Source organism: Zavarzinia sp. CC-PAN008, assembly GCF_051903925.1.
Lineage (GTDB): Bacteria > Pseudomonadota > Alphaproteobacteria > Zavarziniales > Zavarziniaceae.
The window spans coordinates 2,818,961-2,839,516 of sequence record NZ_CP173678.1 but is presented as its reverse complement, the minus strand read 5'-3'; the positions used below and the strand labels follow the sequence as shown (position 1 = coordinate 2,839,516).

13 protein-coding genes are annotated in these 20,556 nt (G+C 69.6%); 5 read left to right on the top strand and 8 right to left on the bottom strand.

The genetic code is table 11. From position 1 onward, the window contains the following. Window positions 1–89 precede the first annotated feature (89 nt). The gene (locus tag ACI6GS_RS13285) at window positions 90–2,501 is read right to left on the bottom strand and encodes a penicillin-binding protein 1A (RefSeq protein WP_439813930.1); all 2,412 of its coding nucleotides are present in this window, start codon (window positions 2,499–2,501) and stop codon (window positions 90–92) included. A 736-nt stretch (window positions 2,502–3,237) separates the two neighbouring features. Between ACI6GS_RS13285 and ACI6GS_RS13280 the strand changes: the two genes are divergently transcribed. Beyond that, window positions 3,238–6,522, top strand: coding sequence for an Rne/Rng family ribonuclease (locus tag ACI6GS_RS13280; protein WP_439813929.1), 3,285 nt, complete (start codon window positions 3,238–3,240; stop codon window positions 6,520–6,522). A gap of 200 nt (window positions 6,523–6,722) precedes the next feature. Here ACI6GS_RS13280 and ACI6GS_RS13275 read toward each other — a convergent pair whose 3' ends face one another. Then, window positions 6,723–8,330: an ATP-binding protein gene (locus ACI6GS_RS13275; RefSeq protein WP_439813928.1), complete on the bottom strand. Its 1,608-nt coding sequence runs from the start codon at window positions 8,328–8,330 to the stop codon at window positions 6,723–6,725. A 271-nt stretch (window positions 8,331–8,601) separates the two neighbouring features. Between ACI6GS_RS13275 and trmFO the strand changes: the two genes are divergently transcribed. Beyond that, window positions 8,602–9,921, top strand: a complete 1,320-nt coding sequence (gene trmFO / locus ACI6GS_RS13270; RefSeq protein ID WP_439813927.1) for a methylenetetrahydrofolate--tRNA-(uracil(54)-C(5))-methyltransferase (FADH(2)-oxidizing) TrmFO — start codon at window positions 8,602–8,604, stop codon at window positions 9,919–9,921. A gap of 48 nt (window positions 9,922–9,969) precedes the next feature. On the opposite strand, the gene ACI6GS_RS13265 is transcribed toward trmFO, so the two are convergent. From ACI6GS_RS13265 to yajC, 4 genes are all read right to left on the bottom strand, one after another. Beyond that, a complete protein-coding gene (locus ACI6GS_RS13265; RefSeq protein WP_439813926.1) occupies window positions 9,970–10,728 on the bottom strand; it encodes a squalene/phytoene synthase family protein in 759 nt (252 codons plus the stop codon). A gap of 68 nt (window positions 10,729–10,796) precedes the next feature. After that, entirely contained in the window at window positions 10,797–11,174 is a 378-nt protein-coding gene (locus tag ACI6GS_RS13260; RefSeq protein ID WP_439813925.1) for an Mth938-like domain-containing protein, read from the bottom strand. Between the two features lie 16 nt (window positions 11,175–11,190). Next, on the bottom strand, window positions 11,191–13,803 hold the full coding sequence (secD, locus tag ACI6GS_RS13255; protein ID WP_439813924.1) for a protein translocase subunit SecD: 2,613 nt from the start codon (window positions 13,801–13,803) through the stop codon (window positions 11,191–11,193). A 16-nt stretch (window positions 13,804–13,819) separates the two neighbouring features. Next, window positions 13,820–14,197: a preprotein translocase subunit YajC gene (gene yajC, locus ACI6GS_RS13250; RefSeq protein ID WP_439813923.1), complete on the bottom strand. Its 378-nt coding sequence runs from the start codon at window positions 14,195–14,197 to the stop codon at window positions 13,820–13,822. A 188-nt stretch (window positions 14,198–14,385) separates the two neighbouring features. On the opposite strand from yajC, the gene ACI6GS_RS13245 reads away from it, so the two are divergent. The 3 genes from ACI6GS_RS13245 to ACI6GS_RS13235 all read left to right on the top strand — a co-directional run bounded on the left by ACI6GS_RS13245 (window position 14,386) and on the right by ACI6GS_RS13235 (window position 18,775). Further along, window positions 14,386–15,273: an ATP-binding protein gene (locus ACI6GS_RS13245; protein ID WP_439813922.1), complete on the top strand. Its 888-nt coding sequence runs from the start codon at window positions 14,386–14,388 to the stop codon at window positions 15,271–15,273. Window positions 15,274–15,519: 246 nt separating this feature from the next. Beyond that, window positions 15,520–16,968 carry a methyl-accepting chemotaxis protein gene (locus ACI6GS_RS13240; RefSeq protein WP_439813921.1) on the top strand — a complete coding sequence of 483 codons (1,449 nt, stop codon included), beginning with the start codon at window positions 15,520–15,522 and terminating at the stop codon, window positions 16,966–16,968. Between the two features lie 313 nt (window positions 16,969–17,281). Continuing rightward, on the top strand, window positions 17,282–18,775 hold the full coding sequence (locus ACI6GS_RS13235) for a methyl-accepting chemotaxis protein (protein ID WP_439813920.1): 1,494 nt from the start codon (window positions 17,282–17,284) through the stop codon (window positions 18,773–18,775). Window positions 18,776–18,785: 10 nt separating this feature from the next. Here the strand turns inward: ACI6GS_RS13235 and ACI6GS_RS13230 are convergent, their stop codons facing one another. Both ACI6GS_RS13230 and ACI6GS_RS13225 read right to left on the bottom strand, forming a co-directional pair. Continuing rightward, window positions 18,786–19,844 carry a peptidoglycan DD-metalloendopeptidase family protein gene (locus tag ACI6GS_RS13230; protein WP_439813919.1) on the bottom strand — a complete coding sequence of 353 codons (1,059 nt, stop codon included), beginning with the start codon at window positions 19,842–19,844 and terminating at the stop codon, window positions 18,786–18,788. A 67-nt stretch (window positions 19,845–19,911) separates the two neighbouring features. Continuing rightward, on the bottom strand, window positions 19,912–20,553 hold the full coding sequence (locus ACI6GS_RS13225) for a protein-L-isoaspartate(D-aspartate) O-methyltransferase (RefSeq protein WP_439817966.1): 642 nt from the start codon (window positions 20,551–20,553) through the stop codon (window positions 19,912–19,914). Window positions 20,554–20,556: the final 3 nt, after the last annotated feature.

Here is a 20,556-nt window from a genome sequence, read left to right as displayed (position 1 = left end):
GGCGGACCCTACGCCCCTCCCCCGCCCGCTTCAAGCGCCTGCGTTAACGAACAGACATGCGCCGAGTGGGAGGGTCGGCTCAGGCAGGGCTAGTAGAGACCACCCGTCGCGGCGGAGGTGTCGAGCAGGTCGACGCCGGAATTGACGTCCGGGCCGGGTCCCAGGTCGAAATCGTTCTCGTCACCGCCCAACATGGACAGGTTCTCGCTGCCGTCCAGGATGTTGCGTTCGCCGAACGGCTCCGTGCCCGGCTTGAAGGCCTCCAGGATGCCGCCCGACGTGACGGGCAGGCCGCTGCCAGGATCGACACGCACCAGGCGCACGCCAGGCGGAATGCGGAAGGGGATCGCCGGTGCGTCGGCCAGCGCCTCCTTCATGAAGTCGCGGAAAATCGGTGCGGCAACGGATCCGCCCGTTTCGCGCCCGCCCAGCGACTTGGGCTGGTCGAAACCGACATAGACGCCAACCGCCAGGTCGGGGGAGAAGCCCACGAACCAGACATCCTTGGCATCGTTGGAGGTGCCCGTCTTGCCGCCCAGCGGCTTGCCGACGGCGCGCACCGTCCCGCCGGTGCCGCGGTCGACCACGCCCTGCAGCATCGAGGTGATCTGATACGCACTGGCCGCGCTGATGACCTGGGCCCGAACGTCGGGAATGCCAGGCACGTCCTGGCCGTACCAGGTCGTGCCGGTACACCCGTCGCACGGCCGGTCGTCATGGCGGTAGATCGTACGGCCGCGGCGATCCTGGATGCGGTCGATCAGGGTGGGGACGATGCGCTTGCCGCCATTCACGAACTCGGCATAGCCCGTCGTCATGCGCAGGACCGTCGACTCGCCGGCCCCCAGCGACATCGACAGGCGGGGCACCATGCGGTCCATCACCCCCATGCGCGCGACCAGGTCGGCCACGTTCTCCATGCCGATATAGTGCGCCAGGCGCACCGTCATGAGGTTGCGCGACTTGGCCAGGCCGACGCGCAGGGTGGCGGGGCCCAGGAAGTCATGGCTGTAATTGGCCGGGCGCCACAGCGGCAGGCCGGGCCCCTGGCTGGCCACGAACGGGCCGTCCAGGACCAGGCTCGACGGTGTGAAGCCCTGTTCCAGTGCCGTCGCATAGACGAACGGTTTGAACGAGGAGCCAGGCTGGCGCAGCGCCTGGGTCGCGCGGTTGAACTCGCTTTCCGCATAGGACCAGCCGCCCACCATGGCGACGACGCGGCCGGTGTGCGGATCCATGGCGACCAGCGCGCCGCGCACCGCCGGGATCTGGCGCAGCGCGAAGGCCCGCGTCTCGGGATCCTTGGCCTCGACCGCGACCAGGTCGCCCGCCTTCAGTCCCGTGCGTCCGGCCCAGGCCATGTCCGCCGCGGCAATCGTGCCTTGCGTCCCGTCGCTGAAGCCGAGTTTCAGCGAGCGGCCGGCCTCCAGCACCATGGCGCGCTGCCAGGGGCCGATGCCGGGCGCGTCGAGGGCGGGCAGCGGGGGTTCCTGGGCCAGCCGCTCCTGCCAGCCCTCGCCCGGCTCGACATGACCCAGGGGGCCGCGCCAGCCATGCCTCCGGTCATAGGCGATCAGGCCCTGGCGCAGGGCCCGGTCCGCAATCGCCTGCATGTGCGGGTCAAGCGTCGTCCGCACCGAAAGGCCGCCCTCGTAGAGCGTCTTCTCGTCGAACTGGGCCATGACCTCGCGCCGGACTTCCTCGGCGAAATAGTCGGCCTGGGTAGAGGCCATCGCGGTGCGCGGCCGCACGCCCAGGTCGGCGGTCCGCGCCTGCTCCCACTCTTCCTGCGTCACGGCGCCGTCCAGGCGCATGCGGTCCAGGACCCAGTTGCGCCGCGCGACCGCCGCCTCGCGCTCGCGCACGGGATGGTAGTTGTTGGGCGCCTTGGGCAGCGCCGCGAGATAGGCGGCTTCCGCCACCGTGAGATCGTCGAGCGCCTTGTCGAAATAGTTGAGCGCCGCGGCCGCTACGCCATAGGAGCCCTGCCCCAGATAGATCTGGTTCAGGTAAAGCTCCAGGATGCGGTCCTTGGTGAACGCGCGCTCGATGCGGAAGGCCAGGATCGCCTCCTTGAGCTTGCGGGTCATGCTGACCTCGTTGCCCAGGAGGAAGTTCTTGGCGACCTGCTGCGTGATCGTCGACGCCCCGATCGGCCGGCGATCCGGGTTGCGCATGTTGGTCAGCGCCGCGTTGATGATGCCTGGGATGTCGATCCCGGCATGCTCGTAGAAGCCCTTGTCCTCGGCCGAGAGAAAAGCGCGGATGACGCGTTGCGGGATCGCGGTGATCGGCACGAACAGGCGGCGCTCGCGCGCGAACTCGGCGATCACGCTGCCGTCGGCGGCGTGCACGCGCGTGGTCACCGGCGGCTCATAGGTCGCCAACTGACGATAATCGGGGAGGTCCTGCCCGAAATGGTGCAGGACATAGAGGGTGCCGAGCACGCCTGCGACCAGGAGGATCATCAGCGTGCCGAACAGGTAACCAAGAACGCGCATGCGGGGTCGTTTCGTCGCTTTGGCTTGAACCTGATGGGGCTGACCCTGGCGGATCTCACCACGCAAACTAATGCTCCCGTCTTCCGTAAGGCTCCAGCACCCGCAGCTTTGAACCCCAAATGTGGCTGCGCTGTGGCCATTGTGCACCAGCGAAATGGACGCCCGACGTGCCACGAGCACGGCAGCCCTGTCCGGAGCGGAGGGCTGCCGTGCTCGTGGCGATTGTCGGCAGGCGACCTTGCGCCTATGATCCCCGTCCGTGACTAAGCAAGGACTTCGAGTCGCCCTTTCGAAGCATGCCGCAAAGCCATCGGCCCCGCGGCGGTCGGATCAGGGCGACAGGCATGTATTGACCGGCTTTGCCTTGACTGGCTCTGGCCCTCGGTCAGGCGCCCCTGCGGGCGCCGATCGGTCAACGCAGTGACGGAACGAAGCTCCACCCTTTCACGCTGTCGGCCGGACTTCGGCTGTGGCGCGGTTCGTCCGCGCCCGGCTCGACTGTCGATCGGTGCACGCCAAGCGGGCACTGACGGATTGTGGATTGGCGTGCGCACCGCGCGCGCCCTGATGCCGGCCGCCTTGCCGAACCCTTGGGGTCTGCGCCCTGGTTGCCCGTTGCCGGCTTCAGGCCGGTTGCGGATGCGCCCTGGCGTTCCCCGCCTCCGCACACACACACGCCAAGCGACGCCGGCCCGGCCCCCATGGGGCCTGTGGGCGCGTCGCGGAGACCCGTTCGATGACCACCCGTATGCTGATCGATGCGACCCACCCGGAAGAGACCCGGGTCGTGGTCGTCCGTGGCAACCGCATTGAAGATTTCGATTTCGAATCCGCAACCAAGAAGCAGCTCAAGGGCAATATCTATCTCGCCAAGGTAACCCGGGTCGAACCGTCGCTGCAGGCGGCGTTCGTCGAGTATGGCGGCAATCGCCACGGCTTCCTGGCCTTCAGCGAGATCCACCCCGACTACTATCAGATCCCCATCGCCGACCGGCAGGCCCTCCTGGCCCAGCAGGCCGAGGACGCGGCCCGTGCCGAGGCCGAGGCTGATCGGGCGGAGCAGGCCCGTGCGCGCCGCCGCAGCGAGCAGGAGGCCGCCGGCCAGACCGCGTCCGCCGACGACGACGAGTTCGACAGCCATATCGAGACGGTCGAGGGCGAGGACGAGACCGAGACCATCGACGGAGGCTCCGACAACCTCGCCGACGAGGGCGATTCTGCCGCGACCGGGGAAAGCAGCACGGCCGCCGCCGCGACCGGGGGTGAAGACGACGAGCCGGCGGACGCACCCCGCCGCCCCTCGCTCGCGCTGAACGTCGACCACGCGCCAGAACCGGTGCTCGAGGGTCCCGTCGCCGAGGCCGTGCCCGAATCCGGGCCCGACGCGGAGCCCGAGGCCGTGCCGGAGGCGACCGCGACGGCGGCGGCCGAGCCCGTCGCGCAGGCCGAAGTGCCGGCCGCCGACGACACCACGGCGGAAGGCCCGACTGCCGAGTCGGCCCCCGCCGAACCGGATGCCGGAACGGACACTTCGGTTGACGCTGCCCCTGAGGCCGAGGCGACCGGCGAGGATGGCGCCGCCGGGGACGAGGGCGACGTCGCGGACGTCCAGGCGCGCAATGCTGAGGTCACGGACGAGCAGGACGACGACGACCAGGACGACGGGGACTCCGGCTCCAGCGAGGCCCGGCCCGCGCGGCGCCCGCGTTTCCGGTCGGTCCGCTCGTACAAGATCCAGGAAGTCATCAAGCGCCGGCAGATCCTGCTGGTCCAGGTCGTCAAGGAAGAGCGCGGCAACAAGGGCGCGGCGCTGACCACCTACATCTCGCTGGCCGGCCGCTATTGCGTGCTGATGCCGAATACCTCGCGCGGGGGCGGGATTAGCCGCAAGATCGTCAATCCGGCCGATCGCAAGCGGCTGAAGGAGATCACGGCCGACCTGGACATCCAGGACGGCATGGGCGTCATCGTCCGTACTGCCGGCCTGAACCGCACCAAGCCCGAGATCAAGCGCGACTTCGAATACCTCCTGCGCCTGTGGGATTCGGTGCGCCAGCTGACCCTGCAGTCCACCGCGCCCGCCCTGGTCTACGAGGAGGGTGACCTGATCAAGCGGGTCATCCGCGACATGTATTCCAAGGACATCGAGGAGATCCTGGTCGAGGGCGAGGAGGCCTACCGCCAAGCCAAGGACTTCATGCGCATGCTGATCCCCAGCCACGCGCGCAATGTCCAGCCCTATCGCGAGCGGGTGCCGCTGTTCCACCGCTTCCAGGTGGAGCAGCAGCTGGACCTGATGTTCAACCCCGTCGTCCAGTTGAAGTCGGGTGGCTATATCGTCATCAACCAGACAGAGGCGCTGGTTGCGATCGACGTCAATTCCGGCCGGTCGACCCGCGAACACAATATCGAGGAGACGGCGACCAAGACGAACCTTGAGGCGTCCGAGGAGATCGCCCGGCAGTTGCGCCTGCGTGACCTGGCCGGCCTGATCGTCATCGACTTCATCGACATGGAGGACGCGCGCAACAACCGGTCCGTCGAGAAGCGCCTGAAGGAAAGCCTGAAGGCCGATCGCGCGCGCATCCAGATCGGCCGCATCTCACCCTTTGGCCTGCTGGAACTGTCACGCCAGCGCCTGCATCCCGGCCTGATGGAAGCGTCGACCGACGTCTGCCCGCACTGCGCGGGCGTCGGCCGCGTTCGCTCCATCGAATCCTCCGCCCTGCACGTGCTGCGCGCGGTGGAGGACGAGGGCGTGCGGGAGCGGTCGGCCGCCATCACGGTGCGCTGCGCCACACCCATCGCGCTCTACATCCTGAACCAGAAGCGCAGCGCCCTGCGGGCGATCGAGGAGCGCTATGGCCTGGAGGTGATGGTCGACGCGGATCCCGCGCTGATCCCGCCGGCCTTCCGCCTGGAGCGCCTGCGGCCGCGCACCGACGCACCGCCGCCGGTGGCGATCCGCCACGGCGCCGTGCCGATGATCGACTATGACGATGAGGACGAGCCGGTCGACGACGCCGTGGCGCTGGACGCCGACGATGCCGCGGAGGACGCCGCCGAAAGCCGCGGTGCGGGCGAGCGAGCCGAAGGGCGGTCCGGTGAGGGTCGGTCCGGTGAGGGTCGATCCGGCGAGAGTCGTTCGGGCGATGCCCAGAGCGAGGACCGGCAGCGCCGTCGTCGCCGCCGGCGCCGCGGCGGCCGGGCCGATGCGGGAAGCGAGAGTGAGACCACGGCCCGTGGCGCCGAGGACGAGGACGAGGACGCCAGCACCGAACGCCCGTCCCGCGAGACGACCGGTGACGCCACGGCTCAGGACGAGGATGGCGCCACCGAAACGGCCGCCGAAGGCGATGGGGCCGCTGCCGGCGAACCGGAGCGCCGCCGCCGCCGCCGGAGCCGCCGGGGTGGCCGCCGCAATGGCACCGGCGAAGGCGAGGCAAACGGCACGACCAACGGCCGACAGCCGCGCGCCTGGCCCGACGAGTCGGTCGTTGCCGTCGTCCCGCACGACGAAAGCTGGCCTGACCTGGGTGAGGCACCGACGGCCGCTTCTCCCGCAGACGAGAGTGACCTGCCCACGATCGAGGTGAGCGAAGCCGTCGCCGTCCTGATCGAGGACGCACCGGACGGGGCTGGCTTGGCGGCGCCGACCGCAGCCCCTGCGGTCGAGGCCCCTGCGCTCGAGGCCCCGGAGGTGGAAGCGCCTGCGGTCGAGGCGGCCGTGGCCGACACCCCGGTGGCAGAGCCCGCGTCGGACGCCGCCGGGAATGACTCCGCGGTACCGGAGGCGGTCGCGGCCGAGCCCACTGCCACAGACGCTGCGGCGCCTGAAGTGGTTGAGGCCGACAGCACCCCGGCGGATGCGCCCGCTCCGGCGGAAGCCGCCGCCGTCGAAGTGCAGCCAGTGCCCGAGCCCGCGGAGGCCGTTGCGCCTGCCCCGGTCGAACCGCCCCAGCCGGAAGCGCCCAAGGCGCCGCCCCGTCGGGGCTGGTGGCAGCGCAGCTTCGGCGGCTGATACAGGCCGGGCGTCACCCTGCAAGGTGACGCCCGGCTCTTCTGGGGTCCACGATTCGCGCCCTGTGCTGCGGCGGCCGAGCCTTGGGGCCACGCCTGAAGAGGACTTGGCGTCCTGGAGTGCAGCCGTGATGGGGTGCGGGGCACCGGCCCCAACCCTTTCGAAGGGCGGCCGGTCGCGTCAGCTGCCGATGGACGCGCTCAGGTGCGCGGGCGGACGGGCACGACGCGGTCGGGGGGAAAACGCAGGGTCACCTGAGTGCCGCGGCCGGCCTGGCTGTCGATCCGCAGCGAGCCCTGGTGCATCTCGATCAGCCGCCGGGTCAGGGGCAGGCCCAGGCCGGTGCCCTGGTGCTGCCGGCTATAGGGGCTTGAGATCTGCCCAAAGGGCGCCAGCGCCAGGGCGATGTCGGTCGGCGCGATGCCGATCCCGCTGTCCGCCACGCTGAGTTCCAGTGCGCCGTCGTCCTTCAGGTTCAGGCGCGCCTCGATCCGCCCGTGGGAGGGCGTGAACTTCACCGCATTGGACAGGAGGTTGATCACCATCTGCCGCATGCGTCGCTCGTCGCAGCGCAGCTGGACGGGGGCCGAGGACGCGACCGAGAAGGCCAGCCGCTTTTCCGTCATGGCATAGTCCAGGAACCGCGCGGCGCCGGATACGACGTTCAGCGGATCGATCACCGACTCCTCCAGCGACGCAGCGCCGGTGTCGATGCGGGCCAGGTCGAGCAGTTCGTTGATGATCGACAGCAGGTGCTTGGCGCTGCCCAGGACGTCGCCGACATACTCGGCCTGCTTGGGCGACAGCGGTCCGGCGAAACTGCCTTCCAGCATCTCGGTGAAGCCGATGATCGCGTTGAGGGGGGTCCGCAATTCATGGCTCATGTTGGCCAGGAATTCCGACTTGGCCTGGTTCGAGCGGCGCGCCTCGTCGCGCGCGGTGATCAGTTCCTCCTGCGCGGCGCGGCGTTCGGAGACGTCGCGTACCACGGCGGTATAGCGGCGGCTGTCCTCCAGCGGGATCTCGGAGATGATGACCTCCGCCGCGAAGCGCCCGCCATCGGCGCGGATGCCCTCCAGCTCCCGGGCCATGCCCAGCATGCGATCCATCTCATCCCCCTCGTGGATCGCCGCGGGCGAGCGCCCAGGCGGCCCGGGGGGCTGCAGCAGGACCGACAGGTTGCGGCCGATCAGGTCCCGGATAGGCCGGCCGAACAGCCGTGCGGCGGCGGCGTTCGCCGCCTCGATCGAGCCACCGATATCGAACACCAGGATGCCGTCGACGACGGCGGCCAGGATCGCCTGCAGGCGGACCTGCTGGCTGCCCGAGGCCGTGCGCCGCTGGGCGCGGTCCAGCGCCCTGGCGACGGCGCCCGACAGGCGGTCCAGGTCGTCGACCGGGACCTCGATCTCGGCGAGGTCGGAGCCGTGCGTGTCGCTCAGCCCGCGCATGGTGGCATCGTCGCTCAGCACGATCACGGGCGCCGATGCGTGCCGCTCGCGCACCATGGCGCGCACCATCATGCCATCGTCGGCGCCACCCCGCCCATCGGCGACGACCAGGTCGAAATCGCCCCGGTCCAGCATGCGCCGCAGGGCCTCCGCCCCGCTGACGGCCCGGACCTCCGGGTTCCATCCGCCAACACGCAGGGCCCGCTCGACCGCCTCCCGGTCCTCGGGCTCCACTTCGACCAGGAGCGCCCGCAGGCGCAGGGTACGGTCCAGCCAGGCAGGCTTCGCCCGCTCGGCCGGCGGTTGGATCGTCCCGGTTTGCGCGGTTCCCGCCTGCGCTGTTCTGTCGGACTCCACGGGGGCCATCATCTGGTCAATAATCCGCATCGGACCGGCGGCAGAGCGCGCGGGGGTCCCCCTTGCGCCGAACCGGCATCTGCCGCCATTGTCCTCCCCCATTCTGTAACGAATTCTAAGCGCCGCAAACCGAGACTTTCCCTAGTGGTTCATGATCTGCGGCGCGGTTCAGACGCAATAACATCTGCGGGCTGACACACGCGCTACCGGCGGTATCTGCGGCACGCCGGACAAAGACAACCGCCGGGCGGAACGCGCGAAAGGCTGTGACATGACACCGGTGCACGTGATCGGCGGCGGCTTGGCGGGCAGCGAGGCGGCCTGGGCCCTGGCCCGCCACGGCGTCCCCGTGGTGCTGCACGAAATGCGCCCCGTGCGCACCACGGACGCGCACCAGACCGCCTTGCTGGGCGAACTCGTCTGCTCCAATTCGTTCCGGTCGGATGACGCCGCGGGGAACGCAGTGGGCCTCCTGCACGAGGAATTGCGCCGCGCCGGCTCCCTTGTCCTGGCCCAGGCCGATCACCATCGCGTGCCGGCCGGTGCGGCCCTGGCGGTCGACCGCGACGGCTTTGCCGCCGGCATCACCGCGGCGCTGGAGGCGGAACCCCTTGTGACCCTGGTCCGGGAAGAGGTGGCCGAGCCCGATGCCGCCTGGGATTCGGTCATCATCGCCTCGGGTCCCTTGACCTCGGACAGCCTGGCCCAGGCCATCGGGCGCCGCACGGGGGAGCCGTCCCTGGCCTTCTTCGATGCGATCGCGCCCATCATTCATCGCGACACAATCGACTTCGACACAGCCTGGTTCCAATCCCGCTGGGACAAGGGCTCAGGGTCCGACTACATCAATTGCCCGATGTCGCGGGATGAGTATCACGCGTTCATTGACGCCCTGCTGGCCGGGGACAAGGTGTCGTTCCGCGAATGGGAGGGGACGCCCTATTTCGAAGGCTGCCTGCCGATCGAGGTGATGGCCGAGCGGGGCCGCGAGACGCTGACCTTTGGCCCGATGAAGCCGATCGGCCTGACCAACCCGCGCGGGCCGAAGCCCTATGCCGTGGTCCAGCTGCGCCAGGACAACGCCCTGGGCACCCTGTGGAACATGGTGGGCTTCCAGACCAAGCTGCGCCATGCCGAGCAGGTGCGAATCTTCCGCACCATCCCGGGCCTCCAGAACGCGGAATTCGCGCGCCTGGGCGGCCTGCACCGCAACACGTTCATCAACTCGCCGCGCGTCCTGGACGGTGCCCTGCGCCTGAAGGCGGAGCCGCGCCTGCGCTTCGCGGGGCAGATCACGGGCGTGGAGGGCTATGTGGAGAGTGCGGCCATCGGGCTGCTGGCCGGCCGCTTCGCCGCGGCCGAGCGGCTGGGCGGGGCGCTGCAGCCGCCGCCGCCGACGACAGCGCTGGGCGCCCTGCTGGCCCACGTGACGGGCGGCGCCGATGCCGCGACGTTCCAGCCGATGAACTGCAATTTCGGCCTGTTCCCGCCGATCGAGGGACGCTTCCGCGGCAAGGACCGCAAGGCCGCGCTGTCGACCCGCGCCCTGGCCGCCATCGACTCCTGGCTGGACCGCCGCCCCGCAGCCTGATGCGGCCGCGGGCCTGGGCCGCCTCGCCCACGATGTGTTAGGCCCCGGCTACCAGCGCCGCGTCAGGCTCGCACGCAACAGGCGAAGCGACGGTGCCAGCGGCGGCAAGGGCGGCAGCGCCGCGGGATCGAAGCCGGCACGGGCGATCCGCTTCAGGTGCAGCGCCGCCAGGCTGGCGACCAGCATCGCCGGCATCGTCGCCCGCGGCACATGCCGGCGGCGCCCGCGGGCCGTGGCCAGCGCCGCCTCGGCCCGCGCGGCCAGGTCGCGCGCCGTTGGCACCAGGTTGGCGCCGCCGGCGAACTGCCGGCGGTCAGCCGCCAGGTCGTGCGGCAGGCGCCGGACCAGCCCGGCCAGGGCATAGGCGGTGCCAGCCGCCTCCGCCGCTTCGGCATCGGCGGCCGGATGCAGCAGGCGCGCGGCCCACAGCGTCAGCGCGCCACCGGTCGCCCGCGCCAGGTCGGCGACCGCCGCGGCATCCGCCACCTCGTCGGGATACAGGTCGCGCGCCCGGGCCGCGATGATCCGCTCCGCCGCATCGTCGTCGACCAGGCCCTGGGCCTGCAGGCTGGCCAGCGCCTCCACCACCGGGTGGCGTCGGACGCGGCCCTGGGCAGCCTCGGCCAGGGCCTCGCGCCACCATTGGAAGCGGATCTCGCCCAGCATGGGCTGGCTGACCTGCTCGGGGATGCGCGCCAGTTCCAGGTTGAAGGCATAGAGCGCCATCAGGCGCGGGCGCAGCGGCTCAGGCGCGAACAGCGCGCTCAGCCATCGCTCGCGGTCGCCTTCCTGCACCTGGGCGGCCAATGCGGCATCCCGCGCGGCCAGGTCGTCGCCGCTGGCGATATGGGGCTCGCGCGCCAGGACCGCCCCGATCAGGGCGTCGGCAGCAGGGCCGCAGCCACGCTCCGGTTCTCACCCAGCATAACATTGTAGGTGCGGCATGCGGCGCCGGTCCCCATGCCCTCGACTGGCAGGCCGATCTGCGCGGCCCGCGCGCGGAAGGCTTGGGGAAGCAGGTGGAAATCGGCGCCCGTGCCGACCAGCACGACATCGACGCGCAGGCCCGCCAGACCGGCCAGCACCTGGTCGGCGTCCAGGTCCTCCAGCCGTGTCGCAGCCAGGGCCAGCGTCCGCTCCGGCATCACCAGCACGGCCCCCGTCCAGGCGACATAGCCGATGGTGAAGGCGCCTGCGCCATAGCGCTGGATCACCTGGGGCGCGCCGGGGCGCGTCTCCACCATCTGGGCCATGACGGGCGCCTTCCCCTCAGGCGTTGGGCAGGGCGCCGCCCGGGGGGCCCGCAGGCGCCGCGCCAGCCACTGGAGCGGCCGGCGGCTGGGCTGCCTCGGTCCCGCGCCGCAGCCGGCCCTCGCCCAGGAAGAGCAGGATCGGTGCCGCGATGAAGATCGAGGAGCTTGTGCCCACGATGATGCCGAACAGCAGCGGGATCGCGAAGCTTTCGACCGCGGCACCACCGATCAGGCCCATGGGCAGCATGGCCAGGAACGCCGTCGCAGAGTTGTAGACGCTTCGCACCAGGACCTGGTTGATCGACAGGTCGATCAGGTCCCGCAGGGGCATCGTCTTGTACTTGCGCAGGTTCTCGCGCATCCGGTCATAGATCACGACCTTGTCGTTGACCGAATAGCCGATCAGCGTCAGCAGGGCCGCGATCGCGACCAGGTTGAAGTCTAGGCCTGTGATCGCGAAGAAGCCCACGCACTTGGTCAGGTCCAGGATCATGGTGACGATCGCACCGATGGCGAACTGCCATTCGAACCGCCACCAGATGTAGAAGAGCATGGCGACAAAGGCGAGGCCGACGGCCAGCGCACCGGTCGTCATCAGCTCGCCCGAGACGCGGGGCCCCACGACTTCGACGCGCCGGATCTCGCCCGTCGGCGCAATCTCGGCCAGCTTGCCCCGGACCGCCGCCACGGCCGCCATCTGGGCTGCGTCGTCGCCCGCCTGCCGCTCCACGCGGATCAGAACGTCGTTGGGCGTGCCAAAGCCCTGCAGCTGCACCTCGCCCAGGCCCAGCGTGTTGAGGCCGCTGCGCAGGGCCGGCAGGTCGGCCGGCCCCTCGGTCCGCAATTCGACGGTGGTCCCACCGACAAAGTCGATGCCGTAATTGAGGCCCGGCGTGAAGAACAGCACGACGGATGCGATCGACAACACGGCCGACACGATGATCCCGGCGAAGCGGCCGCGCATGAAGCGGATCTTCGTGTTGTCCGGAATGATGTGGAACAGCGGCGGATCCAGGTTCAGCGTCTTCAGGCGCTGGCGGCGTACCCACCACACCATGACGATGCGCACGACCGTGACGGCCGTGAACATGGAGGTGGCGATGCCGATGCCGATCGTCACCGCAAAGCCGCGGACCGGGCCTGCACCGAAGAAGAACAGCAGCGTCGTCGCGATCAGCGTCGTGACGTTCGAATCGATGATCGTCGCGTAGGCGCGGGAGAAGCCGGCATCGAGTGCCGCCAGCGCCCCCTTGCCAGCCCGTGTCTCCTCGCGGATGCGCTCGTTGATCAGGACGTTGGCGTCGACCGCGATGCCGATCGAGAGGACCAGGCCGGCAATGCCGGGCAATGTCAGCGTCGCCCCCAGGACCGAAAGGATGGCAATCGTCAGGATCAGGTTCAGCAGCAAGGCCAGGTTGGCGATCAGGCCATAGCCGCCATAAAGGAAGACGATGAAGGCGACGACCAGCGCCATGCCGATGATGCCGGTGGTGACGCCGGCATTGATCGAATCAGCCCCCAGGTCGGCGCCGACCGTGCGCTCCTCGATCACCTGCAGCGGCGCCGGCAGCGCTCCCGCGCGCAATAGCACGGCCAGGTCGTTGGCCCCCTGCGACGTGAAGCTGCCGGATATCTGGCCCGATCCGCCCAGGATCGGCTCGCGGATCACGGGGGCGGAGATCACCTTGTTGTCGAGGACGATGGCGAACGGCTTGTTCACATTGGCGCGCGTCGCGTCGCCGAACCGCTTGGCCCCTTCCCCGTTGAAGCGGAAGCTGACCATCGGCTCGCCCGTGCGGGGATCGAAGCCGGGCTGCGCGTCGACCAGCATGTCGCCGCTGACCAGGACGCGGCGCTGCACGGCATAGGACTGCTGCGCGCCCGGACCCGCCCGGGTCGTGTCGGCCGGCATGATCACGGTGCCGGGCGGCGCCCGGCCCGCCGCCAGCTCGGCCTGCGTGACCGTCGTGTCGACCATCTGGAAGGTCAGCTTGGCCGTCGTGCCCAGCAGGGCCTTGATCCGTCCGGGATCCTGCACGCCCGGCAACTGGACCACGATCTGGTCGTCACCCTGGCGCGAGATGGTGGGTTCGGCGACGCCTGTCTCGTCGATGCGGCGGCGCACGATCTCCAGGCTCTGGTCGACCGCGGCGTGGGCCCGCTCGCGCAGCGATTCTTCGGTCGGCGCCAGCCGGAACTGGCCGTCGGTCCCGACGCTCAGGTCGACGTCCTTGCGCTGTGTCCCCAGCAGGGCGTTGCCGGTCGGCTGTACCAGGGTCTCGAACGCCGCCTGGGCCGCCGCCCGCTGGTCCTCCCGCGCCACCGTGACGACCACGCCGCCGTCGCGAATGCCAAGGCCCGTATAGTTGATGCGTGCATCCCGCAGCGTGCTGCGGACGCTGTCGACCAGGCTCTCAAGCCGGTCCTGGGCAACGACCTTGGTATCGACCGCCAGCATCAGGTGCGCGCCACCCGACAGGTCCAGGCCCAGCGCCAGCTGGTGCCGCGGCAGCCACGAGGGGAGCGACTGCGCCTGTTCGCGCGTCAGCAGGTTGGGCGCCGCAAAGGCGATGCCCAGGAGGATGATCAGTCCGTAGAGGACGAGCTGCCAGCGGGGATAGCGGGTCACGGGGTGGGGTCCCGGATCAGCGCTTCTTGGGCGGGATGGTCTTGCTCTCGGCCGGCGGCTCGTCGGCGGCACCGGCGGGCTGGGTCCGGCTGCGCACCTCGCTCAGCGTCGCCTTGACCACGCGGATGCGCACGCCCTCCGCGATCTCGACCAGGACCTCGCCCTCCTCGACCTTGGCGATCTTGCCGACGATCCCGCCCGAGGTCACGACCACGTCGCCGCGACGCACGCCCTCGACCAGGGCCCGGTGTTCCTTGACGCGCTTCTGCTGCGGCCGGATCAGCAGGAAATAGAAGACGACGAAGATCAGGACCAGCGGCAGCAGCTGGATCAGGAAATCGGAACCACCCGGCGCGCCCCCGGCTGCCTGGGCATAGGCCGATGAAATCAGCATGAAAGCACCTTGCGACAAGGAAATTCGGCCAGCGTGATCGCCAACGCACCCGCAACGAGACTGGCGCGGGACCATAGCGGCGGCGCCCTGTGGATGCAAATGCGGTTCCAGGACGCAAGCCCGCGTCCCGCGCTGCTTCCCCACGAGCGCCATGCGAATCGTCACCGGCGGCTGTAGTCTGCCGCGCCATGACCGATACCGCAGCGACCCACGCCCTTCTGGAACGCATTGCCGCGGCGCTGGAGCGCCTGGCGCCGGCCCCGCCCCGTTCCCCCAGCCTGGCCGGAGCCGACGCCTTCGTCTGGCACGCAGGCAGTCCCGCCGATGCGGCCCGCGGCGACAGCGGCCGGTTGGAGCCGGTGGCCAAGGTCAGCGCCGTCGACCTGGACCTGATCGTGGCGGTCGACCGCGTGCGCGACATCCTGCTGGAGAATACGCGGCGCTTCGCCGCCGGCCTCCCCGCCAACAACGCGCTGCTGTGGGGCGCCCGCGGCATGGGCAAGTCCAGCCTGGTCAAGGCCGTGCACGGCGCCATCTGTCGCGAGACGCCGGGCGCCCTTACCCTGATCGAGATCCACCGCGAGGACATTGCCAGCCTGCCCGACCTGATGCGCCTGCTGCGCGGACAGGACCGGCGCTGCCTGCTGTTCTGTGACGATCTTTCGTTCGACGACGACGATGTCGCCTACAAGTCCCTGAAGGCGATCCTGGACGGTGGGATCGAGGGGCGGCCGGCCAACGTCCTGCTCTATGCCACGTCCAACCGGCGTCACCTGATGCCGCGCGAGATGGTCGACAACGAACGCGCAACCGCCATCAATCCGGGCGAGGCGGTTGAGGAGAAGGTCTCCCTCTCCGACCGCTTCGGCCTGTGGCTGGGCTTTCATTCCTGCTCCCAGGCGGACTACCTGCAGATGGTGCGCGGCTATGCGGCGTGGCTGGCGCTGCCGGTGGCGGAGGACCGCCTGCGGGCCGAGGCGCTGGAATGGGCGACCACGCGGGGGGCGCGATCCGGCCGCGTGGCTTGGCAGTTCATCCAGGACATTGCCGGGCGCACAGGCACCCGCCTGCCCTGACGCGCGAGGCCGCCCGGCCAAGTCATCTGTCGCAGCGAATTTTGACGTCTGATTTAAGTCACGCTTAACTTGAGCATCGGCAACCTCACCGCCAATAGCCGGTCCGAGGGGATAGACGCCGTGAAGTCGCTGATGAAATGGAGACGATCCGAGACCAGTCCTGTGTCTGGTGTCGACAATCCTGAACTGTCGACTCAGATCGATTTGGCTGGAGACCTGGCGCGCACGCGGGCCGAGCTTGATGCCATGAAGCGGTGGGCCGCGGCCGTTGAATGCACACTCGCCCTGATCGAGTTCAAGGCCGACGGGACAATCCTCCGTGCGAACCACAACCTGCTGTCCCTGCTGGGTTACGAAGCGGAGGACGTGGTCGGCCGCCATCACCGGATGTTCGTGACGGCCGAGGACGCCGAAAGCGACGCCTACCGCGCCTTCTGGCAGGACCTGGCGCGCGGAAGACCCCAGACGGGGCAGTTCAAGCGGGTGACCAAGGCGGGCACGCCGGTCTGGATCGAGGGATCCTACAATCCCGTCTTTGCCGCCGACGGCAGCCTGGACCGGATCGTCAAATACGCCAGCGACGTGACGCAGGAAAAGCTCCGCTTCGCCGACCTGCTGGGCAAGGCCAATGCGATCAGCCGGTCGCAGGCGGTGATCGAGTTCGACCTGCAGGGCCGCATCCTGGATGCCAACGACAATTTCCTGAACGTCCTTGGCTATTCCCTGGATGAGGTAAAGGGCCGGCACCACAGCATGTTCGTCGAGCCCGAGGCCGCGGCCGCGCCCGACTACAAGGAGTTCTGGCGCAATCTGGCCGACGGCTCGTTCCGCACGGGGCAGTTCCGACGCCTGGCCAAGGGCGGCCGCCCGATCTGGATCGAGGGCAGCTACAACGCGACCTTCGACCTGGACGGCAAGCCGACCAAGGTCGTCAAGTTCGCCACCGACATTACCGACCAGGTTGCCCTGCTCACCGACCTGAAGACCCTGATCGATCGCAATTTCGGCGCGATCGACAATGCCATGCGGCGCTGCGTCGAACGCATCTCCACGACGCGCGATGCCGCCGGCGCCGCTGACGAGTTCGTCCAGTCGCTGGCCGCATCGGTGGACGAGATGGCTGCGTCGATCAACGAGATCGCCACGACCATGAGCCGGTCGCGCCTGGCGGCGGACGAGGCGCTGGCCCGCACCGACCGCGCGAACGAGGTGACGACCCGCCTGGCCGATACCGCCCATGCGATGTCCTCGATCGTCGAGCTGATCCGCGGCATCGCAGGCCAGATCAACCTGCTGGCGCTCAACGCCACGATCGAGTCGGCCCGCGCGGGCGAGGCCGGCAAGGGCTTCGCCGTCGTCGCCAGCGAGGTCAAGCGCCTGGCCCGGCAGGCCGCCGACGCCACGGGCCAGATCGCCGGCGAGATCGAGACCATGCAGCAGGTCTCGGGCGAAGTGGTCCACGCCCTGACCGGCATCCGCGGCGCCATCGAGGGCCTGCACGCCCTGGTCGCCAGCACGGCTGGGGCGATCGACGAACAGAACGCGGTCACCCAGGACATGGCCGTGCGCGCCAACCAGGCCCAGCGCGCGGTCGCCACGATCACCGACAACATGGTCGAGGTGGCGTCGGCGATCACCCAGACCGGCCAGGCAGTCGCCGAGACCAAGGAGGCGGCGAGCATCCTGGCCCGCTAGGCTCGTGCCTCAACAAGCCATGAGGACCACGGGCAATTTCTGTTTTGCCAACAATTGTCATCCTGAGGAAATCCGAATGGCCATCCCGAAGGACGCGCGACGATGTCACTGCCTTTCAGGCAAACACACCACGCAGACTGTGCGTCCACCTCCGTATATGTCCGTAATCCAATCTTAATCACGCATTAATGCATCAAGTCTTGAATCGGAACCTGGGAGAACCCGAGGAAGACCCGTGTTGAAATCATGGCTTGGTCTGTCGACCATCAGCAAAATTCCTTCAGACGGGGCAACTGACGGGCACGCGGTCGATATGGACCACGCCCCCGGTCAGGACCATGGCGGGCGGCTGGATGGCCTGCAACGTTGGGTTGCCGCCCTGGACAGCACACTGGCCCTGATCGAGTTCCGGCCCGACGGGAGGATTCTGCGCGCCAACCAGAATTTCCTGAACCTGATGGGCTATGCCGCGGCCGATGTGGAGGGGCGCCACCACCGCATGTTCGTGACTGCGGAGGAGGCCGCCAGCCCCACCTACCAGGATTTCTGGGCCCGGCTTTCCCGCGGCGAGGCGCAGACCGGTCAGTTCCGCCGCATCACCCAGTCGGGCCGCCCGGTCTGGATCGAGGGATCCTACAACCCGATCCGCGACGGCGCCGGGCGGCTTGAGCGGATCGTGAAGTACGCAACCGACGTCACGGCCCAGAAGCTGGTCTATGCCGACCTGGTGGGCAAGGCCAACGCCATGCTGAAGTCGCAGGCGGTGATCGAATTCGACCTGGACGGCACGGTGCTGGATGCCAACAGCAACTTCCTGCGCGTGATGGGCTATGCGCTCGACGACATCCGGGGCCGGCACCATCGCATCTTCATGGATGCCGAGGCGGCCCAGGCGCCGGAATACGGCGCCTTCTGGCAGACGCTGCGCCAGGGCACCTTCCAGGCAGGTCGCTTCAGGCGCCGCGCCCGCGACGGCCGCCCGGTGTGGATCGACGCGACCTATAACCCGATCCTGGACCTGGACCAGCGGCCCTGGAAGGTGGTCAAGTTCGCGACGGACGTCACCCCGGAAGTGACCTTGCTGGCCAATCTGAGCCAGTTGATCGAACGCAATTTCGGGGCAATCGATCAGGCCATGGACCTGTCCACGGCCCGCGTCGCGGCCACGGCCCGGTCGGCCGACAGTGCTGCCGGGCTGGTCGAGTCGCTTGCCGCCTCGGCCGGCCAGTTGGACCGGTCGATCCAGGAGATCGCGCGCACGATGGGGCGCTCGCGCAGCGCATCCGACGATGCCGCGCAGCGCACGCTGAGCGCCAACGCCGCGACCGCGCGGCTGGCGGACACGGCCCGTGCCATGGGTTCGATCGTCGAGCTGATCCGCGGCATCGCGGGGCAGATCAATCTGCTGGCGCTCAACGCCACGATCGAGTCGGCGCGCGCGGGCGAAGCCGGCAAGGGCTTCGCCGTCGTCGCCAGCGAGGTCAAGCGCCTGGCCCGGCAGGCCGCCGACGCCACGGGCCAGATCGCCGGCGAGATCGAGACCATGCAGGGTGCCTCTGGCGAGGTGGTGCAGGCCCTTTCCGGCATCCGCGACGCGATCGAGGCGCTGCGCCAGGATGTCACCACGACCGCCACGGCAATCGAGCAGCAGGGCAGCGTGACCCACAGCATGTCCGCGCAGTCCGCCGACGCGGCCCGCGCCGCGGCCGCCATCGGACGCAACATGGACGAACTCAACGCGGCCATCGCCGACACCGCCAAGGCTGTGGTCGAAACCAAGGCAGCCGCCGCCGTCCTGACCCGCTGAGGGCTTCGGTTCAGGACGCCAGGTACTTGGTGGGATCGACGGTCTCGCGTCCCTTGCGGATCTCGAAGTGCAGTTGGGGCGTCGTCACCGTGCCGGTTCGGCCGACCCGCGCGATGGCCTGCCCGCGCGAGACGACATCGCCCCGCGCGACCAGCAGCCGTTCATTGTGGCCATAGGCGGTGACCCAGCCGCCCTCGTGCCGGATCAGGATCAGGTTGCCGAAACCGCGCAGCTCGTTGCCGGCATAGACCACGACGCCGGCCTCCGCGGCCTTCACCGGCGTGCCCGCGTCGGCCTTGATGTTGATCCCGTCATTGTGCAGCCCGTCCGGCTTGGGTCCGAAGGCCGAGATGATCGGCCCCTGCACCGGCCACAGGAAGGTGGTCGCGCTGCGCGGCGGCGTCGCCGGCAGGCCTGCCGCGGCAGAGGTCCCGCCCTCGGGCGTCCCCTCTGGCGGGGTTGGCCTTGCCCGTGGCACCGGCAGGGCCGCCAGGGTGGCGCCCACGCCCGCAGGTCCGGCCAAAGGCGGCACATCCTCGCCAGGCCCCGGCAGGTCGCCCGGCTCCAGCACGGGTGGCGGGCGGGCGGACGCCTGCTGCGCTGGCATGGGGGCCAGCGGCGCGCCCAGCCGTGTCGGCGGCGCCAGGGGTGTCGCGGCGATCGAAGGCGCCGGCATGGAGGGGCGCGCGACAACGGGCGCGGCAACGGGGCCGGATTGGGCAACGACCGGCACCGGTACCGGTGCCGCACCCGGCAGACGGATGCGCTGGCCGGGAAAGATCCGGTAGGGCGGCGCGATTTCGCTGTTGGCGGCCATCAGCGCGGACAGCGGGATATCCAGGCGCGCCGCGATCCGGGACAGGCTGTCGCCGGGCTGGACCACGACCTCGCCCCCGGCAGGGCCGGGGCGCGGTCCCGCAGATGGGGCCCCCTCGCCCACGCCGGAACTGACCGTCGTGGTCGGCGGATGGCGGCTTGCGTCATAGGTGCAGGCAGCGACACCGAGGACCAGCCCCGCGCACACGGCAAGCCTGGCGGCAGCGACTCGAAGGGTCAGGGCACTCGACATGGCCTCACTCTAGGAAGCGGCGGCGGACGGTCAACGTGCGTTGCAGCACGGCGCCCTCCCGACGGCCTCAGCCGGGCAGGCCCTCGACCAGCGGCACGAAGCGCACCGGCATCAGCGTCTCTGTCACGAAGCCGTCGTCGGTCGCCGTCATGCGGATGATGTGCTGGTGATCGGGATCGGGCCCCACGGGCGCCACCAGGACGCCCCCGGGGGCCAGCTGGTCCAGCAGGGGCTGCGGCACGCTGGGGCCGGCCGCCGTGACCAGGACGCGGTCGAAGGGGGCCGCCTGGGGCCAGCCCTTGGTCCCGTCGCCAAGCCGGGTCACGATATTGCTTAGCTTCAGCGCCTGGAACTTGGCCTCCGCCCCCTCGCGCAGGGTGCGGTGGCGCTCGATCGTGTAGACCCGGCGGGCGAATTCGGCGAGCAGGGCCGCCTGGTAGCCCGAGCCGGTGCCGATCTCCAGGACCGTGTGGCGCTTCTGCAGGCGCAGCGCCTGGGTCATGAAGGCGACGATGAACGGCTGGCTGATCGTCTGGTGCGCGGCGATGGGCAGCGCGGCGTCGTCCCATGCCCGATGCGACAGTGCGGTGGGGACGAATTCCTCCCGCGGCAGGCGCTCGATCGCCGACAGGATCGCCGTGTCGTTGATCCCCTGCAGGCGCAGCGACAGGATCAGCCGGATCTTGGCGTCGTCGCCGGGGACCGTGATCGG